General features: G+C 40.5%; 1 protein-coding gene. It reads left to right on the plus strand.

Translation table 11 applies throughout. The features are described from left to right. Positions 1 to 58: 58 nt before the first annotated feature. On the plus strand, positions 59 to 415 hold a 357-nt coding region (locus AC04NP_RS30685; RefSeq protein WP_482863951.1), incomplete at its 3' end, for a hypothetical protein.

Raw genomic sequence — 415 nt, forward strand, 5'->3', positions numbered from 1 at the left:
GAATAAAAATTATGTACCCAATCAACAGATGGGTCGCTTTAGCTTAAAATATTCATCATTGCATGCTATAAATGATTCTTTGTTTGTTGGCATTGGTCATTTTGATCACCGGTACGCTGTATCTGATGCCAGACAAAAAATCGTACAAGAGATCCATGATTATCCATTCTTACAGCATTTAAATTCAAAAGCATCCTTGAGGGAAATAGCCATGGCCAGCCAGGGAAAAATATGTGCCCGGCCACAGGGAAGACGGCTGGTTTTGGCTACTTACCATGCTGCCAATCTGGAAATAGGGGAAGTATCAAATACCAGTATAGCAAAAATCAAAAATATCTACACTTCCCCCCCACTTTTTGAGGGAAGTGAGCAAGGGAACAGTGTATCGGTCAATTATGCCGAAGATGGGAAATTT

This window comes from Agaribacillus sp. DX54 (assembly GCF_056858335.1).